Annotated in this window: 11 protein-coding genes and 1 pseudogene; 9 read left to right on the top strand and 3 right to left on the bottom strand. The window is 70.4% G+C overall.

Translation table 11 applies throughout. The annotated features are described in order from the left end of the window. The first annotated feature begins 285 nt into the window (after positions 1 to 285). The 9 genes and pseudogenes from EDD90_RS15955 to EDD90_RS15915 all read left to right on the top strand — a co-directional run bounded on the left by EDD90_RS15955 (position 286) and on the right by EDD90_RS15915 (position 14,504). Positions 286 to 5,745: a HAMP domain-containing protein gene (locus EDD90_RS15955; RefSeq protein WP_123973657.1), complete on the top strand. Its 5,460-nt coding sequence runs from the start codon at positions 286 to 288 to the stop codon at positions 5,743 to 5,745. Between the two features lie 274 nt (positions 5,746 to 6,019). Then, positions 6,020 to 6,700: a two-component system response regulator gene (locus EDD90_RS15950; protein ID WP_123973656.1), complete on the top strand. Its 681-nt coding sequence runs from the start codon at positions 6,020 to 6,022 to the stop codon at positions 6,698 to 6,700. Between the two features lie 124 nt (positions 6,701 to 6,824). Further along, positions 6,825 to 9,551, top strand: coding sequence for a DNA translocase FtsK (locus tag EDD90_RS15945; RefSeq protein WP_185149113.1), 2,727 nt, complete (start codon positions 6,825 to 6,827; stop codon positions 9,549 to 9,551). A 276-nt stretch (positions 9,552 to 9,827) separates the two neighbouring features. Beyond that, positions 9,828 to 10,670 (top strand): helix-turn-helix domain-containing protein, encoded by an 843-nt coding sequence (locus EDD90_RS15940; protein WP_123973654.1) that lies wholly within the window; start codon positions 9,828 to 9,830, stop codon positions 10,668 to 10,670. Positions 10,671 to 10,762: 92 nt separating this feature from the next. Then, complete coding sequence (rimO, locus tag EDD90_RS15935; protein ID WP_123973653.1) at positions 10,763 to 12,235, top strand: 30S ribosomal protein S12 methylthiotransferase RimO; 1,473 nt, start codon at positions 10,763 to 10,765, stop codon at positions 12,233 to 12,235. Beyond that, positions 12,232 to 12,993 (top strand): CDP-diacylglycerol--glycerol-3-phosphate 3-phosphatidyltransferase, encoded by a 762-nt coding sequence (gene pgsA / locus EDD90_RS15930; RefSeq protein ID WP_123973652.1) that lies wholly within the window; start codon positions 12,232 to 12,234, stop codon positions 12,991 to 12,993. The genes rimO and pgsA overlap by 4 nt, the downstream gene beginning before the upstream one ends. Then, the gene (locus tag EDD90_RS15925) at positions 12,990 to 13,535 is read left to right on the top strand and encodes a CinA family protein (RefSeq protein ID WP_123973651.1); all 546 of its coding nucleotides are present in this window, start codon (positions 12,990 to 12,992) and stop codon (positions 13,533 to 13,535) included. The genes pgsA and EDD90_RS15925 overlap by 4 nt, the downstream gene beginning before the upstream one ends. A gap of 109 nt (positions 13,536 to 13,644) precedes the next feature. Beyond that, the gene (locus tag EDD90_RS15920) at positions 13,645 to 14,013 is read left to right on the top strand and encodes a helix-turn-helix domain-containing protein (RefSeq protein WP_123973650.1); all 369 of its coding nucleotides are present in this window, start codon (positions 13,645 to 13,647) and stop codon (positions 14,011 to 14,013) included. A 190-nt stretch (positions 14,014 to 14,203) separates the two neighbouring features. After that, positions 14,204 to 14,504 (top strand): annotated as a pseudogene (locus tag EDD90_RS15915) (hypothetical protein). Positions 14,505 to 14,831: 327 nt separating this feature from the next. Here EDD90_RS15915 and EDD90_RS15905 read toward each other — a convergent pair. The 3 genes from EDD90_RS15905 to EDD90_RS15895 form a co-directional block, all read right to left on the bottom strand. Further along, positions 14,832 to 15,596 carry an SDR family NAD(P)-dependent oxidoreductase gene (locus EDD90_RS15905; protein WP_123973648.1) on the bottom strand — a complete coding sequence of 255 codons (765 nt, stop codon included), beginning with the start codon at positions 15,594 to 15,596 and terminating at the stop codon, positions 14,832 to 14,834. 32 nt (positions 15,597 to 15,628) lie between these two features. Further along, positions 15,629 to 16,459, bottom strand: coding sequence for an Fpg/Nei family DNA glycosylase (locus EDD90_RS15900; protein WP_123973647.1), 831 nt, complete (start codon positions 16,457 to 16,459; stop codon positions 15,629 to 15,631). Positions 16,460 to 16,526: 67 nt separating this feature from the next. Continuing rightward, positions 16,527 to 21,479: an ATP-dependent helicase gene (locus tag EDD90_RS15895; protein WP_123973646.1), complete on the bottom strand. Its 4,953-nt coding sequence runs from the start codon at positions 21,477 to 21,479 to the stop codon at positions 16,527 to 16,529. Positions 21,480 to 21,582 lie beyond the last annotated feature (103 nt).

Here is a 21,582-nt window from a genome sequence, read left to right as displayed (position 1 = left end):
GGATGCCGGTCGCCAGTGTTTACGCCCTCAGGGTGTGCGGACGATGTGCGAAGCTGCCGAACTGTTATGGCCTGGTTCGGCCAGGGTGAAACACTGGGCAAGCTTCTGGTGAAGGTCCGATCAGCCTGAGTGCGTTCCGTGTACGGCGGGCAGCAGCCCCTGGTGTGGTCGGATCCCATCTGGCAGAAATACGCAGCAGTAACTGGTACGCCGAAGTAAGCGGTACGCCGAGTATGGCGGTACCCAAGCACAGCAGTAACGGTCGACCCCTGCGGGAGGGACACAGTGGAGTCTGGCGCAGCGGCGCGGGGCACTAAGGCGCGCGCGAAAGGCGGACCGTCCCTGAGCAGGCAGCGGGGCGGCGGCGGGACCACCGCGGTGGACACGGCCGCCCTGAACCGGTTGCTGGTGGCTCTGGTGGCGATGCGGGAGGGCAACTTCCGCAAGCGGCTCACGGTGTCCGGCGACGGCGTGATGTCGGAGATCGCGGCGGTCTTCAACGAGGTGGCCGACCGTAATCTCCACCTCACGGGTGAGTTGTCGCGAGTACGTCGGGTGGTCGGACGTGAGGGAAAACTCACGGAACGGCTGGAAACGGGCGCCTGTGAGGGTTCTTGGGCGACCGCCATCGACAACTCCAACGCGCTCGTGGACGACCTGGTGCGGCCGGTCTCCGAGGTGGGCCGGGTCCTGACGGCGGTGGCCGAGGGTGATCTGTCGCCTCGGATGGAGTTGCGGTCGCCGTCGCCGGACGGGGTCGGGCATCCGCTGCGCGGTGAGTTCCTGAAGGTCGGCCGGACCGTCAACAACCTGGTCGACCAGTTGTCGACGTTCACCGACGAGGTCACGCGCGTGGCCAGTGAGGTGGGCACCGAGGGCAAGCTGGGCGGTCAGGCCCGGGTGCGCGGTATGTCGGGTTCGTGGCGTGATCTGACGGACTCGGTCAACACGATGGCGTACCGGCTGACGGCGCAGGTGCGGGACATCGCGCTGGTGACGACTGCGGTCGCCAAGGGTGATCTGTCCCGGAAGGTCACCGTTCAGGTCGCCGGCGAGATGCTGGAGCTGAAGGAAACCGTCAACACGATGGTGGACCAGCTGTCCGCGTTCTCCTCCGAGGTGACCCGGGTCGCCCGTGAGGTGGGCACGGACGGCATCCTGGGCGGCCAGGCGCATGTGCCGGGGGTCGACGGCACGTGGAAGGAACTCACCGACTCCGTCAACACCATGGCCGGCAACCTGACGGCCCAGGTGCGCGGGATCTCCGAGGTGACCACCGCGGTCGCCAACGGTGATCTGTCGCGCAAGGTGACCGTCCAGGCGCGCGGTGAGGTCGCGCAGCTCGCGGACACCATCAACCAGATGACCGAGACGCTGCGGATCTTCGCGGACGAGGTCACGCGCGTGGCCAACGAGGTCGGCGCGGCCGGGCAGCTGGGCGGTCAGGCGAACGTGCCGGGTGCGGCGGGCACCTGGAAGGACCTGACGGACTCGGTCAACACGGTCTTCCGGAACCTGACGACGCAGGTGCGCGACATCGCCGCGGTGACGACCGCGGTGGCCAGCGGTGACCTCTCGCAGAAGGTCACCGTGGACGTGGCCGGCGAGATGCTCGAACTGAAGAACACCGTCAACGGCATGGTCGACCAACTGTCGTCGTTCGGTGCCGAGGTCACACGGGTGGCCCGGGAGATCGGTGTCGAGGGCGAGTTGGGCGGCCAGGCGCAGGTGCCGGGTGCGGCCGGTACCTGGAAGGACCTGACCGACTCCGTCAACACCGCGTTCCGCAACCTCACCGGCCAGGTGCGCAACATCGCCCAGGTGACGACGGCGGTGGCCAACGGCGACCTCTCGCAGAAGGTCACGGTCGACGTCTCCGGTGAGATGCTCAAGCTGAAGAACACCGTGAACACGATGGTGGACCAGCTCTCCAGCTTCGCCGACCAGGTGACTCGGATGGCCAGGGACGTGGGCACCGAGGGCCGCCTCGGCGGTCAGGCCCGCGTGGACGGCGTCTCGGGCACCTGGAAGGAGCTCACGGACTCCGTCAACTTCATGGCCGGCAACCTGACTTCGCAGGTGCGGCAGATCGCCCAGGTGACGACGGCGGTGGCGCGGGGCGACCTGTCCCAGAAGATCGACGTCGACGCGCGCGGCGAGATCCTCGAACTCAAGAACACGATCAACACGATGGTCGACCAACTCTCCGCCTTCGCCGACCAGGTCACCAAGGTGGCCCGTGAGGTGGGTACGGAGGGACGGCTGGGCGGTCAGGCGCAGGTGCCCGGTGTGGCCGGTGTGTGGCGGGACCTGACGGATTCCGTGAACGGCATGGCCGGCAACCTCACGGCCCAGGTGCGCAACATCGCCCAGGTCGCGACCGCGGTGGCCCGCGGTGACCTCTCCCAGAAGATCACCGTGGACGCGCGCGGTGAGATCCAGGAGCTGAAGAACACCCTGAACACGATGGTCGACCAGCTGTCGTCGTTCGCCCAGGAAGTCACGCGCGTCGCGCGCGAGGTGGGCACCGAGGGCATCCTCGGCGGCCAGGCCGAGGTGCAGGGGGTCGCGGGCACCTGGAAGGACCTCACCCAGTCCGTGAACTTCATGGCGAACAACCTGACCATCCAGGTGCGCAACATCGCCGAGGTCACGACCGGGGTGGCCAAGGGCGACCTGTCGAAGAAGATCACTGTTGACGCGAAGGGCGAGATCCTCGAGCTCGTCACGACGGTCAACACGATGGTCGACCAGCTCTCCAGCTTCGCCGAGCAGGTGACCCGGGTGGCCCGCGAGGTGGGCACCGAGGGCATCCTGGGCGGCCAGGCGCACGTTCCGGGTGTCACGGGCATCTGGAAGGACCTCAGCAACAACGTGAACCTGATGGCCAACAACCTGACCATGCAGGTGCGCAACATCTCCCAGGTCTCGGCGGCGGTCGCCAACGGCGACCTGACCCGGCAGGTCACCATCGAGGCGAGCGGTGAGGTGGCCCAGCTCGCCGACACCATCAACACGATGGTGAAGACGCTCAGTTCGTTCGCCGACCAGGTCACCAAGGTGGCCCGCGAGGTGGGCACGGACGGCATCCTCGGTGGTCAGGCGCACGTTCCGGGTGTGGCGGGTACCTGGAAGGACCTCACCGAGTCGGTGAACCAGATGGCGTCCAACCTGACCGGCCAGGTGCGCAACATCGCGATGGTCACCACGGCCATCGCGAAGGGTGATCTGACCAAGAAGATCGACATCGACGCGCGCGGTGAGATCCTGGAGCTCAAGACGACGATCAACACGATGGTCGACCAGCTGTCCAGCTTCGCCGAGGAGGTCACCCGGGTGGCCCGCGAGGTGGGCACCGAGGGGCAGCTGGGCGGTCAGGCACGCGTGCGTGACGTCGACGGCACCTGGCGGGACCTCACCGAGTCCGTGAACGAGATGGCCGGGAACCTGACCCGGCAGGTGCGTGCCATCGCGCGCGTGGCGACCGCGGTGACCCGTGGCGACCTGAACCTGAAGATCGACGTGGACGCGTCCGGCGAGATCCAGGAACTCCAGGACTACATCAACAAGATGATCGCCAACCTGCGCGACACCACGGTCGCCAACCAGGAGCAGGACTGGCTCAAGGGCAACCTGGCCCGTATCTCCGCGCTGATGCAGGGCCGCCGCGACCTGGCGGACGTGGCCTCCCTGATCATGAGCGAACTGACGCCCGTGGTCTCCGCGCAGCACGGCGCGTTCTTCATGGCGATGCCCCTGGTCGACGGCAAGGACCTGAGCGCCGAGAGCGAGGACGCGTACGAACTGCGCATGCTCGGGTCGTACGGCTACTCGATGGGCTCCATGCCGACGTCGTTCCGGCCCGGTGAGGCGCTGATCGGCACGGCCGCCAAGGAGAAGCGCACGGTCCTGGTGGAGAAGGCGCCCAGCGGCTATCTGAAGATCTCCTCCGGGCTCGGCGAGGCTCCGCCGGCGCAGGTGATCGTGCTTCCGGTGCTGTTCGAGGGCAATGTGCTCGGCGTGATCGAGCTGGCGTCCTTCACGCCGTTCACACAGATCCAGAAGGACTTCCTCAACCAGATCGCCGAGATGATCGCGACCAGCGTCAACACCATCTCCGTCAACACCAAGACCGAGGTGCTGCTGAAGCAGTCGCAGGAGCTGACCGAGCAGCTGCGGGAGCGGTCGGCCGAGTTGGAGAACCGGCAGAAGGCCCTTCAGGCGTCCAACGCCGAACTGGAGGAGAAGGCCGAGCTGCTGGCCCAGCAGAACCGTGACATCGAGGTGAAGAACACCGAGATCGAGGAGGCCCGGCAGGTGCTGGAGGAGCGTGCCGAGCAACTCGCCGTCTCCATGCGCTACAAGAGCGAGTTCCTCGCCAACATGTCGCACGAGCTGCGCACCCCGCTCAACTCGCTGCTGATCCTGGCCAAGCTGCTCGCGGACAACGCCGAGGGCAACCTCTCGCCGAAGCAGGTGGAGTTCGCCGAGACCATCCACGGCGCCGGTTCCGACCTGCTGCAGCTGATCAACGACATCCTCGACCTGTCGAAGGTCGAGGCGGGCAAGATGGACGTCTCCCCGACGCGTATCGCGCTCGTGCAGCTCGTGGACTACGTGGAGGCCACCTTCCGGCCGCTGACCGCGGAGAAGGGCCTGGACCTGTCCGTACGGGTGTCGCCCGAACTGCCCGCCACTTTGCACACCGACGAACAGCGGCTTCTTCAGGTGCTGCGCAACCTGCTGTCCAACGCGGTGAAGTTCACCGACTCCGGCTCGGTGGAGCTGGTGATCCGGCCGGCGAGCGGCGATGTGCCGGTGGGGATCAGGGAACAGCTCCTGGAGGCCGGTTCGCTCAGCGATCCGGACGCGCCGCTGATCGCGTTCTCGGTGACGGACACGGGCATCGGGATCGCGGCCAGCAAGATGCGGGTGATCTTCGAGGCGTTCAAGCAGGCCGACGGCACGACCAGCCGCAAGTACGGCGGTACGGGCCTCGGGCTGTCGATCTCCCGGGAGATCGCGCAGCTGCTCGGCGGCGAGATTTACGCGCAGAGCGAGCCGGGCCGCGGCTCGACGTTCACGCTGTATCTGCCGCTGCACCCCAGCGAACTGCCGCCGCAGGGCTACCAGCAGTCCCTGCCCGCGCTGGAGGCAGGTGACCTGGTGGCTTCCCAGAGCCACAGCATGGAGCTGTCCGGCGTGGAGATCGAGACGCCGGCCGAGGTGAAGTCGTACCAGGAGACCCAGAACGGTGCCGCCGCGCTCTTCCGGCGCCGGCGCCGAGGCGTTCCCCAGGTCGCCGAGGCGTGGCCGGTGCTCGCCGAGCAGGAGACGACGACCCCGCTACCGCGCCGGGGCGTGCGGTTCGGCGGCGAGAAGGTCCTGATCGTCGACGACGACATCCGCAATGTCTTCGCGCTCACCAGCGTCCTGGAGCAGCACGGCCTGTCGGTGCTGTACGCGGAGAACGGCCGCGAGGGCATCGAGGTCCTGGAGCAGCACGACGATGTCGCGGTCGTCCTGATGGACATCATGATGCCCGAGATGGATGGCTATGCGACGACTACGGCGATCCGTCGGATGCCGCAGTTCGCCGGGCTGCCGATCATCGCGCTGACCGCGAAGGCGATGAAGGGCGACCGGGAGAAGGCCATCGAGTCGGGCGCCTCCGACTACGTCACCAAGCCGGTCGATCCCGATCACCTCCTGGCGGTGATGGAGCAGTGGATGCGCGCGGAGTGACCGCAGTGACCAGTTGTGATGTGAACGTTGCGGGAACCTTCCGTGTGCACCGGGAGTTGCTGACTCAGGGTGGCCGGACCCGTGTAGAAGTGCGGGATTGGGGGAACCTTCTGGTCTCCGGCTGCGTTTCTGCTACGTGCACAGTGACATCGCGGTGACAGGGTGTGGCGACAGGCGGGGTGCGGCTACCATGACCGGCACAAGGACGGGCGGCGAAAGGGAGTCGTCCCCTGGGGCGGCGCCCGGTGTACCGCCGGGGCGAGGAGGGCGGGCCATGGTGCAGAAGGCCAAGATCCTCCTGGTCGATGACCGGCCGGAGAATCTGCTGGCGCTGGAGGCCATCCTCTCTGCGCTCGATCAGACACTGGTGCGGGCATCGTCCGGGGAGGAAGCGCTCAAGGCACTGCTCACGGACGACTTCGCGGTCATTCTGCTGGACGTCCAGATGCCGGGCATGGACGGTTTCGAAACCGCGGCGCACATCAAGCGACGGGAGCGGACCCGGGACATCCCGATCATCTTCCTCACCGCCATCAACCACGGGCCGCACCACACCTTCCGTGGCTACGCGGCGGGCGCGGTCGACTACATCTCCAAGCCCTTCGACCCGTGGGTGCTGCGCGCCAAGGTCTCGGTGTTCGTCGAGCTGTACATGAAGAACTGCCAGCTCCGCGAGCAGGCGGCGCTGCTGCGGCTCCAGCTGGAGGGCGGCGGCAAGGGCGCGGTCGCCGGCAAGGAGTCCGCGGGGCTGCTCGCCGAGCTGTCCGCTCGGCTCGCGGCCGTCGAGGAGCAGGCCGAGGCGCTGTCCAAGCAGCTGGACGACGAGTCCGCGGACGCGGCGGCGGTGGCCACGGCGGCCCATCTGGAGCGCAAACTCACCGGCCTGCGCCGGGCGCTGGACGCCCTCGAACCGGGCACGAGCGGCGGCAGCGCGGCGCTTCCGTCACAGAACTGACCGCGACGGCGGACACAGTTGCCCATGAGAGCGTGTCAGTTCCGCGCCCCGGCAAGGGCGACACGAACGGGTGAAGCAGCGGGCACACGTGTCCCCTGTCGCATCCCCCGGTAACCTCACCCCCATGGCCTCACGTTCCTCGGCAGCCAAGAAGCAGCCCGCGAAGAAGGCCGCTCCCTCGAAGGCCCCGGCGAAGAAAGCCCCGGCCAAGAAGGCGCCCGCCAAGAGGACCGCGGCCAAGAAGTCGGTGCCGGCGCCCAAGCCGGCACCCAGCCCCACCGGGGGCGTCGTCCGCCTGGTGCGCGCCCTCTGGCTCGGTCTCGCGCACGCCGTCGGCGCCATCTTCCGCGGTATAGGACAGGGAGCCAAGAACCTGGACCCGGCCCATCGCAAGGACGGCGTCGCCCTGCTCCTGCTCGCCCTCGCCCTGATCGTCGCCGCCGGCACCTGGGCCGACCTGCACGGCCCGGTCGGCGACCTGGTCGAGATCCTTGTCACCGGTGCCTTCGGCCGCCTCGACCTGCTGGTGCCGATACTGCTCGCGGTCATCGCCGTACGGTTCATGCGGCACCCCGAGCAGCCGGAGGCCAACGGCCGGATCGTGATCGGCCTGTCCGCACTCATCATCGGTGTGCTCGGCCAGGTCCACATCGCCTGCGGCTCCCCGGCCCGCAGCGACGGCATGCAGGGCATAAGGGACGCCGGCGGCCTCATCGGCTGGGCGGCGGCGACCCCGCTGACGTACACCATGACCGAGGTCCTCGCGGTACCGCTGCTGGTACTGCTCACGGTATTCGGGCTGCTCGTCGTCACCGCGACCCCGGTGAACGCCATCCCGCAGCGGCTGCGCGCGCTCGGTGTGCGCCTCGGGGTGCTGCACGCCCCCGAGCCGGACGAGTACAGCGAGGACGACGAGCGCTACGACGAACAGTGGCGCGAGGCGCTGCCCGCGCGCCCCCGCAGGCGTTCGAGCGCTCCCCAGGACTACGACCCCGACGAGGCCGAGCAGCAGGCCCTCGCCAAGCGCCGCGGCCGCCCGAGGCGCTCCGCGGTGCCGCAGCCCGAGATGGGCCGTCAGATGGACGCCGTGGATGTCGCGGCGGCCGCGGCCGCGGCGCTCGACGGCGCCGTCCTGCACGGCATGCCGCCCTCGCCGCTCGTCGCCGACCTCACCCAGGGCGTCGGCATCGGCGACCGCGAGGACACCACACCCACGCCCCTGCCGAGCCCGAGCCCTGCCGTGAGTCCGAGTCCGGTCCCGGCCGCGCGGCCCAAGCAGGAGAAGCTCAAGGGCGTCGTCGCGGACCTGACCAAGCCGGCCCCCGACGAACCCCGCGACCTGCCCCCGCGTGCCGAGCAGCTCCAGCTCTCCGGCGACATCACCTACTCGCTGCCCTCGCTGGAACTCCTCACCCGCGGCGGCCCCGGCAAGGCGCGCAGCGAGGCCAACGACCGGGTCGTCGCCTCGCTCACCAACGTGTTCTCCGAGTTCAAGGTCGACGCGGCCGTCACTGGCTTCACCCGCGGGCCGACGGTCACCCGCTACGAGGTCGAGCTCGGCCCCGCCGTGAAGGTCGAGCGGATCACCGCGCTCACCAAGAACATCGCGTACGCCGTCGCCAGCCCGGACGTGCGGATCATCAGCCCGATCCCCGGCAAGTCCGCGGTCGGCATCGAGATCCCGAACACCGACCGCGAGATGGTCAACCTCGGTGATGTGCTCCGGCTGGCCGCCGCCGCCGAGGACGAGCACCCCATGCTGGTGGCGCTCGGCAAGGACGTCGAGGGCGGCTATGTGATGGCCAACCTGGCGAAGATGCCGCATGTGCTGGTCGCCGGTGCCACCGGTTCCGGTAAGTCGTCGTGCATCAACTGCCTGATCACGTCCATCATGGTCCGCGCGACCCCCGAGGACGTCCGCATGGTCCTCGTCGACCCCAAGCGGGTCGAGCTGACCGCCTACGAGGGCATCCCGCACCTGATCACGCCGATCATCACCAACCCCAAGCGGGCCGCCGAGGCGCTCCAGTGGGTCGTACGCGAGATGGACCTGCGCTACGACGACCTGGCGGCGTTCGGGTACCGGCACATCGACGACTTCAACCAGGCCATCCGCGACGGCAAGCTCAAGACGCCGGAGGGCAGCGAGCGCGAGCTCAAGACGTATCCGTATCTGCTGGTGATCGTCGACGAGCTCGCGGACCTGATGATGGTCGCGCCACGGGACGTCGAGGACTCGATCGTGCGCATCACGCAGCTCGCGCGCGCGGCCGGCATCCACCTGGTGCTCGCCACCCAGCGGCCGTCCGTCGACGTCGTCACCGGCCTCATCAAGGCGAACGTGCCCTCGCGGCTCGCCTTCGCCACCTCCTCGCTGGCCGACAGCCGCGTCATCCTGGACCAGCCGGGCGCCGAGAAGCTGATCGGCAAGGGTGACGGGCTCTATCTGCCGATGGGGCAGAACAAACCCACGCGTATGCAGGGCGCGTTCGTCACCGAGGACGAGGTCGCGGCCGTCGTCCAGCACTGCAAGGACCAGATGACGCCGGTCTTCCGGGACGACGTCGTCGTGGGCACCAAGCAGAAGAAGGAGATCGACGAGGACATCGGCGACGACCTCGACCTGCTCTGCCAGGCGGCCGAACTGGTCGTCTCCACGCAGTTCGGGTCGACGTCCATGCTCCAGCGCAAGCTGCGCGTGGGCTTCGCCAAGGCCGGCCGGCTCATGGACCTCATGGAGTCCCGAGGGGTGGTCGGGCCGAGCGAGGGCTCCAAGGCGCGTGACGTTCTGGTGAAACCCGATGAGCTGGATGGAGTGCTTGCCGTGATCCGGGGGGAGTCTGAGGGGTAGGTCTGTCTCAGGGCACGGGCGCCTGTAGACCGGGTGGAGTCACGGTCGTGATCCACTCGTTAGAGATCGTCGGGCAACCGTTTCCCTTTGACGCACGTCAAGTTGAGCGAAAGGAAAGGTGTGTACTCCATCCTGGTGCGCACACCTGACCCGTCATCGGGATGTCGGGCCATACCGATGGCGTACAAAGTCGTACCGCCCGGTTGCCTCACCCTTTTGCACCCCCCATAGACTGAACCTCCAGCACAGGCGGCTACACGCTCGAAAGGCGCCCCCGTGTCCATCGGCAGCAACTCCCCTGAAGACGAGCGTCCGTTCCAAGACGAGTCCGAGGAAAACCGCCCCTCCGTAGGCCGAGCCCTCAAGCAGGCCCGCATCGCCGCCGGGCTGACCGTCGACGAGATCAGCGGGAGCACCCGGGTCCGTATCGCCATCGTGCACGCCATCGAGGCCGACGACTTCGCGCCCTGCGGCGGCGATGTCTACGCCCGCGGGCACATCCGGACCCTGGCCAAGGCCGTCGGCCTCGACCCCGAGCCGCTGCTCGCGCAGTTCTCGGCCGAGCACGGTGGTGGGCGGCCCGCGCCGACGCCCGCCGCCCCGCTGTTCGAGGCGGAACGCATCCGTCCCGAGCGGCGCGGACCCAACTGGACGGCGGCCATGGTCGCCGCGATCGTCGTCGTGGTCGGCTTCGTCGGCTTCACCGCCTTCAAGGGCGGCGACGGCAGCGACGCCAAGCAGTCGGTCGCCGAGGGAGCCACCCCGACGGCCAGCAAGCCGGCCTCGCCGACCCCCAAGGAGAGCAAGCCCGACAAGGCTCCCGCGCCCTCCGACAGCGCGATCGCCGCCGCGCCCCAGGACAAGGTCACCGTCCAGGTCAGCGCGACGAACGGACGCAGCTGGATCTCGGCCAAGGACCACAACGGCCGGATGCTCTTCGACGGGCTCCTGAAGAAGGGCGACTCCAAGACCTTCCAGGACAGCTCCAAGATCAACCTGATCCTCGGCGACGCCGGCGCCATCCAGCTCTACGTCAACGGCAAGAAGATCGAGGACCAGTTCCAGCCCGGAGCCGTGGAGCGTCTGACCTACACCAAGGGTGACCCGGAAGTCGGATAAACGTTCGAATGAGGCGCGTGCACAAGGGGTTGGCCATGATCGGCCAGCCCCTTCGACGTGGGGTGTCAGCGAGACAAAGTAGTCTTGAGCCCATGCCTGAACGCCGTACCGTCGCACTCGTCACTCTCGGCTGCGCCCGTAACGAGGTGGACTCGGAGGAGCTCGCAGGCCGTTTGGAGGCGGACGGCTGGCAGCTCGTCGAGGACGCATCGGATGCCGATGTCGCCGTCGTCAACACCTGTGGTTTCGTCGAGGCCGCCAAGAAGGACTCCGTCGACGCCCTCCTGGAGGCCAATGACCTCAAGGGGCACGGCAGAACCCAGGCCGTCGTGGCGGTGGGCTGCATGGCCGAGCGGTACGGCAAGGAACTCGCCGAGGCCCTCCCCGAGGCGGACGGAGTGCTCGGCTTCGACGACTACTCCGACATCTCCGACCGGCTGCAGACCATCCTCAACGGCGGCATCCACGCCTCGCACACCCCGCGCGACCGGCGCAAGCTGCTGCCCATCAGCCCCGCCGAGCGCCAGGACTCGGCCGCGACGGTGGCCCTGCCGGGCCACGGCCCGTCCGACCTCCCGGAGGGCGTCGCGCCCGCCTCCGGCCCCCGTGCGCCCCTGCGCCGCCGTCTGGACGGCTCCCCGGTCGCCTCGGTCAAGCTCGCCTCCGGCTGCGACCGGCGCTGCTCCTTCTGCGCCATCCCGTCCTTCCGCGGCTCCTTCATCTCGCGCCGCCCGAGCGACGTGCTGAACGAGACCCGCTGGCTGGCCGAGCAGGGCGTGAAGGAGATCATGCTGGTCTCCGAGAACAACACCTCCTACGGCAAGGACCTGGGCGACATCCGCCTTCTGGAGTCCCTGCTGCCCGAGCTCGCCGAGGTGGACGGCCTCGAGCGGGTGCGCGTCAGCTACCTCCAGCCCGCCGAGATGCGCCCCGGCCTGATCGACGTACTGACCTCCACCCCGAAGGTCGTCCCGTACTTCGACCTGTCCTTCCAGCACTCCGCCCCCGGCGTGCTGCGGGCCATGCGCCGCTTCGGCGACACCGACCGCTTCCTGGAGCTGCTCGACACCATCCGCGGCAAGGCCCCGCAGGCCGGCGTCCGCTCCAACTTCATCGTCGGCTTCCCCGGCGAGTCCGAGTCCGACCTGGCCGAGCTGGAGCGCTTCCTGAACGGCGCCCGGCTGGACGCCATCGGTGTCTTCGGCTACTCCGACGAGGAGGGCACCGAGGCGGCGACGTACGAGAACAAGCTCGACGAGGACGTCGTCGCCGAGCGGCTCGCACACATCTCCCAGCTCGCCGAGGAGCTCGTCTCGCAGCGGTCCGAGGAGCGCGTCGGTGAGACCGTGCACGTCCTCGTGGAGTCGGTGGACGACGAGGACGGCGTCTACGGCCGCGGGGCCCACCAGGCGCCCGAGACGGACGGACAGGTGCTGCTCACGAGCGGCGCGGGGCTGTCCGTGGGTCGTATGGTCGAGGCGAAGGTGGTCGGTACGGAAGGTGTCGACCTGGTCGCCGAGCCGCTGCAGGGCTCGCCCGCATGGAGTGAGGAGGCCGGCAGATGACCGGAGTCCCGGCGTCCGCCGCGGGCGGCTCGTCCGGCGCGCACGGCGCCCCGGGCTCCGCTGCCACCTCCGGTTCACAGCGTGATTCCCAGGCCGATCCTCAGAGCGCAGATCTTCAGAACGAGGAGAAGCCGCCGCGCGGAGCGAAGATCGCCGCGGCCGCCGTCAACCAGGCCAGCCTGTGGAACGTCGCCAATCTGCTGACCATGCTCCGGCTGGTCCTGGTGCCCGGCTTCGTCGCCCTGATGCTGGCCGGCGGCGGATACGACCCGGCGTGGCGCTCTCTTGCCTGGGCCGCCTTCGCCATCGCCATGATCACCGACCTGTTCGACGGGCACCTGGCGCGCACCTACAACCTCGTCACCGACTTCGGGAAGATCGCCGACCCCATCGCCGACAAGGCGATCATGGGGGCGGCGCTGATCTGTCTGTCCGCACTGGGCGATCTGCCCTGGTGGGTGACGATCGTGATCCTCGCCCGGGAACTCGGCATCACCCTCATGCGTTTCGTGGTCATCCGCTACGGCGTGATCCCCGCCAGCCGCGGCGGCAAGCTCAAGACCCTCACCCAGGGCGTGGCCGTGGGGATGTACGTGCTGGCACTGACGGGGTGGCTGGCGACCCTGAGGTTCTGGGTGATGGCTGTGGCCGTCGTCCTGACCGTCGTCACGGGCCTCGACTATGTGAGACAAGCCATTGTGCTGCGACGGCAGGGAATCGCCGAGCGCGCAGCGGCGTTGGAGGAGACGGAAGCGTGAATTCCACGGCCGCCGAACTGGTGCGACTACTGACGGTGAGGGGTGAGACCCTGGCTGTCGCCGAGTCGCTCACCGGCGGCCTGGTGGCGGCGGAGGTCACCACCGTCCCGGGGGCGTCCAAGGCGTTCCGGGGCTCGGTCACCGCCTACGCCACCGAGCTGAAGCACGATCTGCTCGGTGTCGACGCCACCCTCCTGGCCCAGCGCGGAGCAGTGGATCCGCAGGTCGCGGCCCAGATGGCGGCCGGAGTGCGGAAGGCGCTCGGCGCCGACTGGGGCCTTGCGACCACCGGAGTCGCCGGCCCCGAACCGCAGGACGGCCAGCCGGTCGGGACGGTTTTCGTGGCCGTCGACGGGCCGTTCGGCCCTGGCGCCGGTTCTGCCGCTGGCGGAAAAGTGGAGGCCCTGCGGTTGAACGGCGACCGCGCGGAAATTCGTAGAGAGAGTGTACGGAGCGTACTCGCACTGCTTCTGAGGGAGCTTGCGAGCGAACAGACCGGGAATGAGCGGACACAGGATACGGAACAGAACGGGGGGTTTTGATGTTTGCAGCCCTGAGTGAACACGACATCGCTCCCCGCACGGCCGCGGCGCAAGGCGGTACGGTGGGGCGTGAAGGATGCGGCTACGCGGTCCGAGGAGGGAGCCACCGATGATTCTGCTCCGTCGCCTGCTTGGTGACGTGCTGCGTCGGCAGCGCCAGCGCCAGGGCCGTACTCTGCGCGAAGTCTCCTCGTCCGCCCGAGTCTCACTCGGCTATCTCTCCGAGGTGGAGCGGGGGCAGAAGGAGGCTTCCTCCGAGCTGCTCTCCGCCATCTGCGACGCGCTGGACGTACGGATGTCCGAGCTCATGCGGGAAGTGAGCGACGAGCTCGCCCTCGCCGAGCTGGCCCAGTCCGCTCAGGCCACCGAGCCCACGCCGGTGCGTCCGATGCTGGGTACCGTCTCGGTGACCGGTGTGCCACCGGAACGGGTGACCATCAAGGCGCCCGCCGAGGCAGTGGACGTGGTCGCCGCGTGACGCCTGCGCGGGCCTAGACCGACAGAAGTGTACGAGGCCCCGGCCGGGGCTCCTCCAGGGACATCTGGGGGTGGTGCGGCCGGGGCTTTCGTGCGTCCGGCGGGGACATGCGTCCATTTGCCGGTGTCCGGTGGTGCGGTCATGGTGGGAGAGGCGTGACAGGGGGCCCACCGACGACCGGAGAGAGCGCATGTACGTCGTGAAGAGCCCGCTGTCCCACGCGGACCTGAAGACCGTGGCCGATGCGCTGCAGGGCGCCCTCGCCGATCTGGCGGACCTGGCGCCGGTCGCCGAGCGGGCCTCGGCACTGGGTGTCCCACCGGACGGGCGGGCGGTCACGGTGGCCTCCGGCAGCGGCATCGGGACGGCACCCGCGGGCTGGGCCAAGGACGCGGACGCGACGGGAACCCTGGCGGATGCGCTGGGCCCCGTGATCACCCGGATGCGTTCTCGAGAAGCAGCACTGGATGTTCCAGGCGGAGAACGCGTAGCAGTGGCCGGTGCCGTCCGACGGCTGTTGCATCGGTGAGCCCTTGGTGCGCCTCCCCGGTGGGCCGGGTGGCGTTCTAGCGTCCGGCTGGAGGTGGCGGCCATGGTGGGGCGGATAGTGCACTGGGGGGTTGCCCTGGGGTTCGCGGCGGTGTGGTGGTGGGCCGTGCTGAGGATCGCGTTCGGCGACGGCGCCGGGGCGTTGGAAGGGGCCGTGGCGGCCGGAGGATGGGGACTGAGCCTCCTGCCGGTGAACTGTGTGCCGAGGGCCCGGGCGGCGGGGGCCCTGGGGCCCGGGAGGTGGCGGACCGCCTGGCGGGCGCAGGGGGTTACCAGGGCATCGCCACCCCTCCGTTCGGGCGCAGGATCTGACCCGTCGTGAACGAGGAGGCGTCGGACGCCAGATAGAGCACGGCATGTGCGACGTCCTCCGCCTCGCCGACCCGGCCCAGGGGTGACATCCGGGCCATCCACGTCTCCGTCTGCCGCTGTTCCTCGCTGTCGTGCCGGTCGGTCATGGGTGTGCGGGTCCAGCCCGGCGCGACCGCGTTGACGCGGATACCGTGCTTGCCGACCTCGTTGGCGAGCGTCTTGGTCAGCTGGACCACGGCCGCCTTGGCCGCGCCGTAGCAGAGCAGTCCGGGGCCGCCGGTGTCGATCGCGCCGGACGCCATGGTGACGATGCTGCCGCCGCTGCGCCGGGCCAGCATCAGCCACGCCGCCTCCTGGCAGGCGTGCAGTACCCCCTTGAAGTTCACGTCCAGCACCCGGTCGAGGTCCTCGTCCCGGGTCTCAAGCACCGTGCTGCGGTGCATGATCCCGGCGATCGCCGCCATGACGTCCAGCCGCTCGCAGGACCGCACGGCCTGCGCAAGCTGCGCCCGGTCGGTGACATCGAGAGGGTGGGTGCGGGCGGTGCCGCCATGGTCCTTGATGAGCGTCGCTGTCTCGTGCAGGCCTTCCGCGTCCCGGTCGGCACAGTGCACGGTCGCGCCCGCCTCGGCGAGCAGCACGGCGGAGGCCCGGCCGATGCCGCCGGCGGCGCCGGTGACGAATGCGGTGCGTCCGGTGAGGTCGTACGCCTTGAGGGGCATGAAGGGACGGTACGAGCGGATCTGACGGGTCGTCAATTGGTCGTACGCGTTCTCCGGGACGGAGGCGGGGCCGGGCCCGGGCCGGTCTGGCAGGCGGGGCACCAGTAGGTGGGGCGCTCGCGGGAGCCGTCGCCCTGGTCGGCGACGCGGATCGGGGTGTGGCAGCGCAGACAGGGGCGGGGTGCGCGGCCGTAGACGAACAGGTCCTGGTTGCGCAGGCCCGTGGTCCGGCGGACCGGGCGGTCACGGTTGGCCTCCAGGAGCCGCTTGGCGAGCCCGGGGAGCTGCGCGGCACGGTCGGCGGGGAGCGCGCCGACCGGGAGCCAGGGGGTCGCGCCGATCAGGAAGCAGAGCTCGCTCTTGTAGATGTTGCCGATCCCGGCCAGGTTGCGCTGGTCGAGTAGGGCCTCGCCCAGCGGGCGGGCGGGATCGGCGAGGAGGTTGGCGAGGGCGCGGTCGGAGTTCCAGTCGGGGCCCAGCAGGTCGGGGCCGAGGTGGCCCACGGCGCGTTCCTCCTCGCCGGTGCGCAGGAACTCCAGGACCTGGAGGCGGTAACCGACGGCCGTGCGGTCGGCGGTGCCGAGGATCGCCCGGATCTGGTGGGCCGGGCCGCCCCGCCAGCGCTCGTCGCTGCCGTAGACCTTCCACGCGCCCTCCATCCGCAGATGCGTGTGCAGCGTCAGACCGCCCTCGAAGCGGGTGAGCAGGTGTTTGCCGCGCGGGGTGGTGCCGAGGACCGTACGCCCGGTCAGGTCGACGGTGGCGTACCTGGGCACCCGGAAGTCGCTACGGATCAGCGCCTTGCCGGCGAGCGCGTCGTGCAGGCGCCGGGCGGCCTGCCAGACCGTGTCACCTTCGGGCATGGGTCAAGGGTGGCACGGGAGAGGCGAGGCGGGGTGGGCCCGTGGGGCGCGAGGTTCTCATGGCGGTTCACGCTCTCAGCCGCAGGCCGCGCGGGGTCGCGATGAAACCCGCTGCCTCCAGGAGGGCGCCCAGGGGCGAGGTCAGGGCCGAGACGCCGTTGACGCGCTCCACCGTCACCGTGCCGAGGGTGCCCGCGCGGGCGGCGGCCGCGAGGGCCTCGGCGGCCGTACGGAGGCGAGGGTCGTCGGTGGCGGCCGTGTCCGGGGCGGAGGGCCAGGCCAGCAGGGTCTTGCCGCCGCGCTCCATGTAGAGGGTCAGCTCGCCGTCCACCAGGACGACCAGCGAGCCCGCCTTGCGGCCCGGCTTGTGACCGGCGCCGGTCGGCGGCTCGGGCCAGGGGAGTGCGGCGCCATAGGCGTTGGCGGGGTCGGCGGCGGCGAGGACGACGGCTCTGGGGTCGGGGGCGGCAGGAGTGCGGGTGTGGTGGTTGCCGTAGGTGTAGGGGTTCGCGCGGCTGCCGCCCCGGGGGCCGCCGTAGCCGGGGGCGCTGAACGGGTCGGCGGGGGCTAGGTCCTTGGGGGAGACGTAGTCGCCGGGCGCGGTGCGGGGTTCCGGGGGCCAGGCGAAGTCGCCGTCGAGGTCGGGGAAGTCGGCCGTGTCGAAGGGGCCGAGGGGCGAAGGGCCGTCGAAAGCGGCTGCCGGGGCCGCGCTTCCGTCGGGTCCGGCGAACACGGGTGCGCCGGCGGATCCGAAGCCGCGGCCCGGCAGGGCCTCGCCGCGGTCGCGGGCGTTGGACACCGCGCGCAGCCGGTCGACCGCGCCGTCCATCGCGAACTGGGCCGCGCCGAGCCCCTCGACGACATAACCACGACGCGCCTGGCCGCTCTCCTCGAACGCCGACAGGATGCGGTACACCGCCGAGAAGCCGCCCTCGATGCCCTCCGCCGCGACCGCACCCCGGGTGACCACACCATGCCGGTCGAGAAGGGTACGGGCCACGGCGTGGGCACGGACGGTGGTGTCCGGCTCCCGCTGCGGGAGCAGTGACCAGCGGCCGGCCACCGTCGGCGGGCCGGTACGCGAGGCGGCGCGGGCGGCGGCCGTCAGAGAGCCATAGCGGCCGCGTGGGACGGCGCGCTTGGCACGGTGGGCCGTGGACCCCGCCGTACGGCCCGAGCCCAGCAGGGCGCGCATCGGGGCCAGCGTGTCGTTGGTGAGCCGACCGGACCAGGCCAGGTCCCAGACGGCGTCGGCCAGTTGGGGGTCGGTGGCGTCGGGGTGGGTGGTGGCGCGGACCTGGTCGGCAATCTGACGGAAGAACAGGCCGTAGCCGCCGGAGAGCGCGTCCAGGACCGACTGGTGGAGGGCGGTCGGCTCCAGGGGGTGCGGGGGCGGGAGGAGCACGGGGGCCGCGTCCGCCAGATACAGGGAGACCCAGCCGTCCTTGCCGGGCAGAGCGCCCGCGCCGGCCCACACGATCTCTCCGGCGGCGGTGAGTTCGTCGAGCATCGCGGGCGTGTAGTTCGCCACGCGGGACGGCAGGACCAGCTTCTCCAGGGCCGACGCCGGTACCGACGCACCCTGCAACTGCTCGACGGCGCGCACCAGTCCGTCGACTCCGCGCAGCCCGTGCCCCTTGCCGATGTGCTGCCACTGCGGCAGGAACTGGGCGAGCGCGGCCGGGGCCACCGGCTCCAGCTCGTGCCGCAGCGCGGCCAGGGAGCGGCGGCGCAGCCTGCGCAGCACGGCCGCGTCGCACCATTCCTGGCCGATGCCCGCCGGGTGGAACTCGCCCTGAACCACCCGCCCGCCCGCGGCGAGCCGTTGCAGCGCGCCCTCGGTGACCGCCACCCCGAGCCCGAAACGGGCGGCCGCGGTGGTCGACGTGAACGGGCCGTGGGTGCGCGCATACCGGGCGAGGAGGTCGCCGAGCGGGTCCTTCACCGGCTCCATGAAGGCCTCGGGGACGCCGACCGGCAGGGCCGTGCCGAGGGCGTCGCGCAGCCGGCCCGCGTCCTCGATCGCCGCCCAGTGGCCGGTACCGGCGATCCGCACCCTGATGGCCCTGCGGGCGCCGGCGAGTTCCTTGGCCCAGTGCGGTTCGGCGCCGCGCTCGGCCAACTCGGCGTCCGTGAGCGGTCCGAGCAGCCGCAGCACGTCGGCGACGCCTTCGGGGTCCTTGATCCGGCGGTCCTCGGTGAGCCATTGGAGCTCGTGCTCCAGCTCGGTCAGGACGTCCGCGTCGAGCAGTTCGCGCAGCTCCGCCTGGCCCAGCAGTTCGGCCAGCAGCCGGGAGTCCAGGGAGAGCGCGGCCGCGCGACGCTCGGCGAGCGGGGAGTCGCCCTCGTACAGGAACTGGGCGACATACCCGAAGAGGAGGGAACGGGCGAAGGGGGACGGCTCGGGGGTGGTGACCTCGACCAGGCGCACCTTGCGGGACTCCAGGTCGCCCATCAGCTCGACCAGGCCCGGGACGTCGAAGACGTCCTGGAGGCACTCGCGGACGGCCTCCAGGACGATCGGGAAGGACCCGAACTCACTCGCCACCTGCAGCAGCTGGGCGGCGCGCTGGCGCTGCTGCCACAGCGGGGTGCGCTTGCCGGGGTTGCGGCGGGGCAGCAGCAGCGCGCGTGCGGCGCACTCGCGGAACCGGGAGGCGAACAGGGCGGAGCCGCCGACCTGGTCGGTGACGATCTGGTCGACCTCGCCCTTGTCGAAGGCGACGTCCGCCGCGCCCACGGGGGCCTGGTCGGCGTCGTACTCCGTGCCGGCCTTCATGGGTGCCTGGTCGAGCAGGTCGAGGCCCATCAGGTCGGCGTCGGGCAGCCGCAGCACGATGCCGTCGTCGGCGTGCATGACCTGTGCGTCCATGCCGTACCGCTCGGACAGGCGGGCGCCCAGGGCCAGCGCCCAGGGGGCATGGACCTGCGCGCCGAAGGGGGAGTGGACGACGACCCGCCAGTCACCCAGTTCGTCCCGGAAGCGTTCGACCACGATCGTCCGGTCGTCGGGGACATGGCCGCAGGCCTCGCGCTGTTCGTCGAGGTACGACAGCACGTTGTCCGCCGCCCACGCATCCAGCCCCGCCGCGAGGAGGCGCAGGCGGGCGTCGTCCTTGGGGAGCGAGCCGACCTCGCGCAGGAACGCGCCCACCGCGCGGCCCAGTTCGAGCGGGCGGCCCAGCTGGTCGCCCTTCCAGAAGGGCAGTCGGCCGGGGACACCGGGGGCGGGGGAGACCAGGACGCGGTCGCGGGTGATGTCCTCGATGCGCCAGGAGCTGGTGCCCAGGGTGAAGACATCGCCCACCCGGGACTCGTAGACCATCTCCTCGTCCAGCTCGCCGACCCGGCCGCCGCCCTTCTTGGGGTCGGCGCCGGCGAGGAAGACGCCGAAGAGGCCGCGGTCGGGGATGGTGCCGCCGGAGGTGACGGCGAGGCGCTGGGCGCCCGGGCGGCCGGTGATTGTCCCCGCGACCCGGTCCCAGACCACGCGCGGGCGCAGCTCCGCGAACGCGTCCGACGGATAGCGGCCCGCGAGCATGTCGAGGACCGCGGTGAACGCCGACTCCGGGAGGGAGGCGAAGGGCGCCGCGCGGCGGACCATGGCGAGCAGGTCGTCGACCTGCCAGGTGTCCAGGGAGGTCATCGCGACCAGCTGCTGGGCGAGCACGTCCAGCGGGTTGGCCGGGACCCTCAGGGACTCGATGGAGCCGGTGCGCATCCGCTCGGTGACCACGGCCGCCTGCACCAGGTCGCCCCGGTACTTGGGGAAGACCACTCCGGTGGAGACCGCGCCGACCTGGTGTCCCGCGCGGCCGACGCGCTGCAGTCCGGAGGCCACCGACGGCGGGGACTCGACCTGGACGACCAGGTCCACCGCGCCCATGTCGATGCCCAGTTCGAGGCTGGAGGTGGCCACCACGGCGGGCAGCCGGCCGGCCTTCAGGTCCTCCTCGACCAGCGCGCGCTGTTCCTTGGAGACCGAGCCGTGGTGTGCCCGGGCGATGACCGGCGGGGCGCCCTGGGCCGCGCCCGAGCCGCCCATCAGCTCGGCCGGGGAGTGATGCTCGTCGAGCGGCTCGCCGGTCGCGCGCTCGTAGGCGATCTCGTTGAGCCGGTTGCACAGCCGCTCCGCCAGCCGGCGCGAGTTGGCGAACACGATCGTCGAACGGTGGGCCTGGACCAGGTCGGCGATCCGCTCCTCCACATGCGGCCAGATCGACGGCTTCTCCGCGCCTTCACTGCCGTCGGTGGCCGGGGAGCCGCCCAGCTCCCCCATGTCCTCCACCGGCACGACGACGGAGAGGTCGAACTCCTTGCCGGACTTCGGCTGGACGATCTCCACCTTGCGGCGCGGCGAGAGATAGCGGGCCACCTCGTCGACCGGGCGGACGGTCGCCGACAGACCGATGCGGCGGGCCGGCTTCGGCAGCAGCTCGTCCAGCCGCTCCAGGGAGAGCGCGAGGTGTGCGCCGCGCTTGGTGCCGGCGACCGCGTGCACCTCGTCCAGGATCACCGTCTCGATGCCGGTCAGCGCGTCGCGCGTGGCCGACGTCAGCATCAGGAACAGGGACTCCGGGGTGGTGATCAGGATGTCCGGCGGGCGCGTGGACAGGGCGCGGCGCTCGGCTGCCGGGGTGTCGCCCGAGCGGATGCCGACCTTCACCTCCGGCTCGGGCAGGCCGAGACGCACGGACTCCTGGCGGATGCCGGTCAGCGGACTGCGCAGGTTCCGCTCGACATCGACCGCGAGTGCCTTCAGCGGCGACACGTACAGCACCCGGCAGCGCTTCCTCGGGTCGGCCGGGGGTGGGGTCGAGGCGAGCTGGTCCAGGGCGGCGAGGAAGGCGGCCAGTGTCTTGCCGGAGCCGGTCGGGGCGACCACCAGCACGTCCGAGCCCTCACCGATGGCCTGCCACGCGCCCGCCTGGGCCGCGGTGGGCGCGGAAAACGCCCCCGTGAACCAGCCGCGGGTCGCGGGGGAGAAGCCGTCGAGGGCTCGGTGAGCGGATTTCGCCATGGGTCAATCCTGCACCCGGCCACTGACATTCCGGCTGACCTGCAAAAACACTGGCGCCGAACAGGTAAGGGGTCGTGGCGGGGTCGGTCACCACCGCACCGCA

It is taken from the genome of Streptomyces sp. Ag109_O5-1, from assembly GCF_003814875.1.
Taxonomy (GTDB): domain Bacteria; phylum Actinomycetota; class Actinomycetes; order Streptomycetales; family Streptomycetaceae; genus Streptomyces; species Streptomyces sasae.
The sequence above is the reverse complement of the archived record's forward strand: the minus strand, read 5'-3'. Positions and strand labels throughout refer to the sequence as shown.

Coding starts and splice junctions, on each gene's coding strand:
- EDD90_RS15950 (WP_123973656.1), top strand. CDS start 6,020: ATGGTGCAGAAGGCCAAGATCCTCCTGGTCGATGACCGGCCGGAGAAT.
- EDD90_RS15945 (WP_185149113.1), top strand. CDS start 6,825: ATGGCCTCACGTTCCTCGGCAGCCAAGAAGCAGCCCGCGAAGAAGGCC.
- rimO (WP_123973653.1), top strand. CDS start 10,763: ATGCCTGAACGCCGTACCGTCGCACTCGTCACTCTCGGCTGCGCCCGT.
- pgsA (WP_123973652.1), top strand. CDS start 12,232: ATGACCGGAGTCCCGGCGTCCGCCGCGGGCGGCTCGTCCGGCGCGCAC.
- EDD90_RS15920 (WP_123973650.1), top strand. CDS start 13,645: ATGATTCTGCTCCGTCGCCTGCTTGGTGACGTGCTGCGTCGGCAGCGC.
- EDD90_RS15905 (WP_123973648.1), bottom strand. CDS start 15,596: ATGCCCCTCAAGGCGTACGACCTCACCGGACGCACCGCATTCGTCACC.
- EDD90_RS15900 (WP_123973647.1), bottom strand. CDS start 16,459: ATGCCCGAAGGTGACACGGTCTGGCAGGCCGCCCGGCGCCTGCACGAC.
- EDD90_RS15895 (WP_123973646.1), bottom strand. CDS start 21,479: ATGGCGAAATCCGCTCACCGAGCCCTCGACGGCTTCTCCCCCGCGACC.